8 protein-coding genes and 1 pseudogene are annotated in these 6318 nt (G+C 71.7%); 4 read left to right on the top strand and 5 right to left on the bottom strand.

The genetic code is table 11. From position 1 onward, the window contains the following. Both M878_RS49730 and M878_RS85815 read right to left on the bottom strand, forming a co-directional pair. A pseudogene (locus tag M878_RS49730) lies at positions 1–382 on the bottom strand (ATPase); the annotation flags it as partial. Between the two features lie 47 nt (positions 383–429). After that, positions 430–1203 carry an MHYT domain-containing protein gene (locus M878_RS85815; RefSeq protein WP_023552654.1) on the bottom strand — a complete coding sequence of 258 codons (774 nt, stop codon included), beginning with the start codon at positions 1201–1203 and terminating at the stop codon, positions 430–432. Between the two features lie 151 nt (positions 1204–1354). On the opposite strand from M878_RS85815, the gene M878_RS85810 reads away from it, so the two are divergent. Continuing rightward, positions 1355–1954, top strand: a complete 600-nt coding sequence (locus tag M878_RS85810; protein WP_023552653.1) for a class I SAM-dependent methyltransferase — start codon at positions 1355–1357, stop codon at positions 1952–1954. Positions 1955–1981: 27 nt separating this feature from the next. On the opposite strand, the gene M878_RS85805 is transcribed toward M878_RS85810, so the two are convergent. After that, positions 1982–2737, bottom strand: a complete 756-nt coding sequence (locus M878_RS85805; protein ID WP_023552652.1) for an alpha/beta fold hydrolase — start codon at positions 2735–2737, stop codon at positions 1982–1984. 113 nt (positions 2738–2850) lie between these two features. Here M878_RS85805 and M878_RS85800 point away from each other — a divergent pair, with 113 nt between their 5' ends. Further along, positions 2851–3384, top strand: a complete 534-nt coding sequence (locus M878_RS85800; protein ID WP_023552651.1) for a PadR family transcriptional regulator — start codon at positions 2851–2853, stop codon at positions 3382–3384. On the opposite strand, the gene M878_RS85795 is transcribed toward M878_RS85800, so the two are convergent. Then, entirely contained in the window at positions 3361–4266 is a 906-nt protein-coding gene (locus M878_RS85795) for an oxygenase MpaB family protein (protein ID WP_023552650.1), read from the bottom strand. The two genes, M878_RS85800 and M878_RS85795, sit on opposite strands and share 24 nt — an antisense overlap. Positions 4267–4363: 97 nt before the next feature. On the opposite strand from M878_RS85795, the gene M878_RS85790 reads away from it, so the two are divergent. Both M878_RS85790 and M878_RS85785 read left to right on the top strand, forming a co-directional pair. Next, on the top strand, positions 4364–4660 hold the full coding sequence (locus M878_RS85790; RefSeq protein ID WP_031226811.1) for a hypothetical protein: 297 nt from the start codon (positions 4364–4366) through the stop codon (positions 4658–4660). Between the two features lie 139 nt (positions 4661–4799). Next, positions 4800–5732, top strand: coding sequence for a hypothetical protein (locus tag M878_RS85785; protein WP_023552648.1), 933 nt, complete (start codon positions 4800–4802; stop codon positions 5730–5732). Positions 5733–5970: 238 nt separating this feature from the next. Here M878_RS85785 and M878_RS85780 read toward each other — a convergent pair whose 3' ends face one another. Then, entirely contained in the window at positions 5971–6153 is a 183-nt protein-coding gene (locus M878_RS85780; RefSeq protein ID WP_031226809.1) for a hypothetical protein, read from the bottom strand. Positions 6154–6318 lie beyond the last annotated feature (165 nt).

The following is a 6318-nucleotide window of genomic DNA, read 5'->3' as shown; positions in this document are numbered from 1 at the left end:
CCGCACCCGGCGCGGTCGCGTAGCGCACGGCCGCGGTGCGCTCGGCCTGGAGGGCGGCGACAGCCGTGGCCACCGGGGTGCGCAGTTCGGCGTCGATCCGCTGGGACTGCCGCAGCCGGGCGACGTCCTGGGCGGTGGTGACGGTGGCGTACGCCCACAGGGCGAGCAGCGAGACGACCGGCACCATCAGCAGGCTGACCACCTTGGCGCGGACCGTGCGGGGGCGCAGGTGCCGGCGGTCCGCACGCGTGCGTGCCTTGGCCGGTGGTGTGCCGAGCGGGCGGTCGGTGCTCTCGGCGGCGGGCGGTCCGGCGTGTGCGCGGCGGCCGCGCGGCGGGCGCGCCGGGGTGCCGGCTTTCGGGGTGGTACGGGGTGGGCGCATGGCCTCCTCGCTCGGGACGTGGGTCGGGGCGCTCGGGCCGGGCTCCGCTAGCGGGCGATGCTCTCGACGGGCCGCTGGGCGTAGGCGGAGGCCTCTCGCTCGTCGGCTGTGGGTGAGAGGGCGACGAAGGCCGAGGTGATGAAGAGATAGGACCCGAGGCCGACGGCGAGGGGGAAGATGAACTGCATCGCCGTGGCCCCGGGAAGGGTGTGGCCGGAGGGGTCCACACGCACGCTCACCGCGAACATCCCGGTGTAGTGCATGCTGCTGACGGCCGCTCCCATGACGAGGGAGGCGACGGTGACCGCGCGGGGCGACCTGATGTTGAGGCCCGCCCAAAGGGCCGCGGTCGCCGCGACGACGGCGATCAGCACGGACGCTCCGACGAGGACGGGGTCGTACCGGATGTCGCCGTGCAGCCGGACCGCCGCCATGCCCAGGTAGTGCATGCTGGCGACGCCCAGGCCCGTGGTGAGGCCGCCGAGGAGGAGCGCCCGGTTGCGGTCCCGGCTGTAGCCGACCGCGAAGACGCCGCCACAGACGACGACCATGGCGACGAGGAGACTGAGGATGGTCAGCGGCACGTTGTAGCGGATGTCGGTGCCGCTGACGCGGAAGCCGAGCATGGCCACGAAGTGCATGGTCCAGATGCCCGTCCCGATCGCGGAGGCCGCGGTGACGAGCCAGTTGCGGCGCGAGCGGCCGGTGGTGGCGAGCGCGCGGACGGTGCAGCGCAGTCCGAGCGCGGCGCCTATACAGGCCATGACGTACGAGAGTACGGGGGTCAGCCAGCCGAAGGCGGCGTGGTCCAGGTGTCCCATGGCCAAAGGACGCTAGGGGGGCACGGGCGCACGAAGGGGGCGCATTTCGAAAGCTGTTGGAATATGACAGGCGGATGCGACGGAACGATCGGGTCCGGCTCGAACGTGTGCGCCTACATATCCCCCGCGACGGTGAGGAATCATGCCGAGCATGAGCGATGACCACACACATGTGCAGGAGTTCTTCACCGCCCGCGCGGCCGACTGGGACAGCCGGTTCCCGGACGATGGTCCCGCCTATGCGGCAGCCGTCGCCGATCTCGAACTGCGGCCGGGCGACCGGGTGCTGGACGCAGGGTGCGGTACGGGGCGCGCCCTGCCGCCGCTGCGGGCCGCCGTGGGCCCGTCCGGGGTGGTGCTGGGCGCCGATCTGACCCCGGCGATGCTCGAGGCCGCCGTGCGGGCGGGCCGGGGCCGGGACGGCCGACTGCTGCGCGCGGACGTCGCCGCGCTGCCGCTGGTGTCCAAGTCCCTGGACGCCGTGTTCGCGGCCGGCCTGATCGCCCATCTGCCGCGTCCGGAGGCGAACCTGCGGGAGCTGGCCCGTGTGGTGCGTCCCGGTGGCACGCTGGCGCTGTTCCATCCCATCGGGCGTGCGGCCCTGGCGGCGCGTCAGGGCCGGCAGATCACACCCGACGATCTGCGCGACGAGGCCAACCTCGCCCCGATGCTGGCCCGTTCGGGGTGGAGCATGACGTCGTACGCCGACGAGGACTGCCGCTTTCTCGCGCTCGCCGTGTGCGCGAACTGAACGTCGTGACGCTGAAGGCCGGGCGGGTCAGTCCGTTCCGGCCACGGCCGCCACGAAGGCGTCGGGGTTGTCGAACATGACGTTGTGTCCGGCATCGGGCACCGTCACGACGCGCACCCCGGCGGCTTCCAGCCTCTCCCGGCCCTCCAGGGCACCGCTGAGTTCGCCCTGCAGATAGACGCGCTCGACAGGCAACCTTTCGAGGATCGTGCGCATCACGGGAGCAGAGCCCCGGCGCAGCCCGACAGCGCTGCGGTGCAGGGCGCGGGGGTCGGCCAGGCGCATGGTGGCCGCCCACAGCGGGCCGACGACTTCGAGCACGCGCGTGTGCTGCGTTTCCACGAAATCGTCTTCTTCATATGCGGCGATTCCGCTGCTGCCGGCCGTGAGCGGCGGGAAGGCGTCGAGGTTGGCCTCCGTGAGGACCAGCCGGGAGGCGAGGTCGGGCCTGCGGTGGGCGAGCACGATGGCTACGGCGCCGCCCATGCTGTGCGCGATCAACTCGGCGCCGCGGACTCCGGATTCGTCCAGCGCGGCCGCCACGGCGTCGGCGTGCTCCTCCAGCGTGTATCCGAACGTGCCGGGCCGGTCGCTGATGCCGTGTCCTGGCAGGTCCACGAAGAGGCTGCGTCGGCCCGCGAGTTCGGGCCGTGCCGCGATGTGCGCGTGGTAGACGGCGGAGATCGAGCCGAGTCCGTGCAGGTACACCCGCGCGGGCTCCGCGCCCGGCACCTCGGTCCAGCGGATCCGGCTTCCTTCGTTGTCGAACACGGCCTGCTTCACAGCGCCCCTCCCTGGTGTCCTCCGACGCCGCTGGACTATACATCGGAGACGAGGTATGACGAGGAGGGTGTATCGGGATAGCGAGGTACAGCGCCCTGCGCAAGAATGCGGCCGTGCTCGAACTCGCCATCCTCGGTTTCCTCCACGACGCCCCGCTGCACGGATACGTCCTGCGCCGGCACATCGCGGCGCTCACCGGGCATGTGCGGCCCGTCGCCGAAAGCACGCTGTATCCGGCGATCAAGCGGCTGGAGAAGGCGGGGCTGCTCGTCCGGGCCACCGAGCCCGGCGCGGTGGCGGCCCCGCGCCACGTGCTGAGGCTGACAGAGGAGGGCTGCGCCGAGCTGAAGCGCCGGCTCGCCGAACCCGCGCAGCGCGAGATCACCGACGAGAACCACTGGTTCACGCTGCTCGCGTTCCTAAGGCACCTGGACGACCCCGCCGCCCAGGCGGCCGTACTGCGACGCCGGCTGGCCTTCCTGGAGGAGCCGGCGAGCTTCTTCTACGACGGCGACCGGCCACTGCGTGCGGAGGAGTTGGGCGACCCGTTCCGGCGCGGTGTGCTCCTCATCGCGCGTGCCACGAGCCGGGCCGAACTGGCCTGGCTGCGCGACACCCTGGCGTCACTCGACCGTGTCGGCCGCTGAGGTGTCCCCGTGTCGCACCGGGCAGCCGCGCAGCCCGGGAACCGGGCGGGTACCGAGGTCGGCCACCCGGTAGCCGTCCGGGTAGCCCTTGATCTCCCAGTTCTGGCGTGCGAAGTGCGGGGAGCGGCGCGGCGGCAGCAGCCGGACGAGCCGGCCACGCGCGCGTACGGCGCGGCGCACGAACTCCGTGGTGGCCGCGCCGGGCTGGGTGTATCGGAACGCGCGCAGCAGGTGTTCGTCGAACAGGGCGAGCGTCGCGGTGCGCAGCAGCGGCGCCAGAGGGCGCGGATACCAGGACACCATCAGGTCGAGGGTGGCGTCGGAGACCGACCGGGACTGCTCGTCCCAGCGGAAGTGTTCCCGCTCGTAGGCGTCGAGGAGTGTCTCGAACTCGTCGTACGTCTCGGGGATGCCGGGGATGCCCATGTGGCGGCCGAGGGTGCGGTAGTACTCGGTCGCGGCGACGACCTCGTGCCGGGACAGCCGCCGCCAGCCGTAGGCGTCGATCCAGCGCCGGGGCACCACGACGAAGGTGCTCAGCACATACCGCATGTCATCGTCGCTGATGTCGTAGCTGCGGTGCATCTGGTTGATGCGGCGGATCGCGGTACGGCCCTCCTCTGCGGCGAAGCCGTACTCGACGACGGTGTCGAGCAGCAGCGCCGTGTCGTCGTACCGCTTCTGTGTGCGTTCGGTCAGCTCTGCCGTCCGCGCGAGCAGTCGCCCGATGCTGGGCACGGCGTAGGTGCGGTACAAGGCCAGCTCGAGTGCGCGGGTGTAGTCCCATGGAAACTCGAAGGCTGCACTGAGCCGGTAGATCTCCAGCGCGTCCGCCACCGGGTCCAGCCGGCGGATCTGCCCGAGCCGCTCGAAGCGCTTCACCGCGTCCTCCCCCTTATGCCGCAGAAATTCCAACTCTACGTTGAATGACAGCAGATGAGCGATGGACTTGGCCCCGTTCAGGGGGAGGGTGGTCCGTGTGTTCGGCCAGATACGCAAGTACGCCGCCAGGCTCCGCACCGTCACGCCCACGCAGCCGGCGGTGGCGCGGGAGAGGCGCGCACACAACTTGTTCGAAGCGGCTGCCGCCTACATCGTGGCCCGCGCGGAGGACGATCAGGAGCGGGTCGAGGAGGCCGCGGCCTGGGTGTCCCCGGAGGCGCTGTCGTTCGGGGTGAGCGAACTCGCCTGCCGTGCCCTCGTCGCGTTGGCCCGCGAGCGCTCCGAGTCGCCCGCGGCAGTGGCCCACGATCTCCTCGGGCTGCCCACGGAGTGAGGAAGACCCCCGCCAACTATGGTCGTTTCGCCCCCGTCCAGGCGGAAACCTGCAGGTCCGCGTGGTGTGAGGAGTCGTGACAAGCGGCTTCCGCTCGCACTAGGGTGCGCGCCGTTGGACGAACCACTGGGAGGCTGGGATGGCCAGGACCGACGAAGAGGCCGTCGCCGCCGCGGACGATGCGCTGTACGTACTGACGGCGGTGCTGCTGACGCCGGCACAGTTTCCGAGCGTTCTGGGCGACGACTATCCGGAGGCATGCGCGGCGCTGGGACTCGTACCCGTCGACGACGGGTACGGCCTGGTGCTGGGACAGGACGGCGACGGTGCGCGCTGGACGGTCGTCATCGACGACGTCTCGCTGGTCGCCGTGGCGATCGCGTCCTGGGACTGCGGCATGGAGTACGAGCTGTCGCCGGACGAGCGCGCGGTCGTGGCCGCCCTGCCGGGCTGGCCGCTGGCGGTCGCCGTCGCGGCTCCCGGCGTCCCAGCCCCGCACGATCCCGCTCCGGACGCGGCGGACCGGCCTGCGTTGAGCCCGCCGGACACCAGCACCTGGGGGCCGGCCCAGCGCCGCCTGGGCGCCGACGAGATCGCGCTGCAGTGGGCAGCGTGGCGCGGGCAGATCGACGACGAGAAATTCTCCGTGCCGGGCGGACAGGACACGCCGGGCGGACAGCGGGCACCGGGCGGGCAGGAGACACCTGCCGGGCCGGAGAAGCCCGGAGGGCAGGACCACCCGGACGGGCACGAGCGGGCCGCGGAGCCCTCGCCGGAGGACCGGCAGGGCATGCCCCAGAGCGGCCATCGGGGAGTCAGGCGGGTGCTCGCGGAGGCGCGCGCCTACGTCGACTCGCCGCCGCCGCTCGGCCGGGTGCGCTCGTCGTTCGCCCCCGGGGACGCCCGTACGCTGCGCGCAGACGGCCCCGGCTGGTCGATGGTGGCTCGCACCGACGACATAGCCTTCGTCCTGCTCGACGACGAGCCGGGCGAGGTCCTCCCGGTGGGCCGGGGCCCCGAGCTGCCGGGCCTGCTGGAGGCACTCGACAAGATGGCCGTACGCCCCATCTGAGCCCGCACGCCTCTACGGGGTGCGGTACGTGCGCCCCAAAGGCGCGGTGTGCGCGCCGAGGGGCCCTCCAGGGCCAGGCGTCCCACGCTTGGCGCGTTCCCTTCAAAGCCATGGCCCAGGCTCAGGGGCCAAGCGCACCCCGAGGCCGCGCGCTGTCCCGCGAGGGTCGGACCAGCCCCTGAGACCGGTCCGGCCCCGCGGCCGACTGTGCGGGCCTCTACGGGCGTCCGCCCTGCCCTCAGCGGCCGAGTTCCTTGCGGGTGACCCTGCGGAGCCTGCGCCGCTGTGAGGGGTCCAGCGCCAGATACGCGGCGACCGGAACTCCGACCACGATCAGGAACGCCACCCACCAAGGCAGCCAGATCAACAGAATCAACCCGACCGCCACACCCCCGACGGCGATCTTCGCGTTGTTCGACATGAGCGTCGCCTCCTTCACGGCCACTGCCGCTCTCTGCTGTGAAAACGGCTCCCAGGTCCGCGCAGTTCCGGAACCCGACCCTGAGACGTCCCCGAGACCCACCCCTAGTGGGTTCCTGGCCGGTGAGATCCTCCAGCATCGAACAGATTGTGAAGTGGCCTGGAT

Source organism: Streptomyces roseochromogenus subsp. oscitans DS 12.976, assembly GCF_000497445.1.
In the GTDB taxonomy this organism is placed as follows: Bacteria; Actinomycetota; Actinomycetes; order Streptomycetales; family Streptomycetaceae; genus Streptomyces; species Streptomyces oscitans.
Note: the sequence above shows the minus strand (reverse complement) of the source record. Positions and strands in the feature narration are given on the sequence as shown.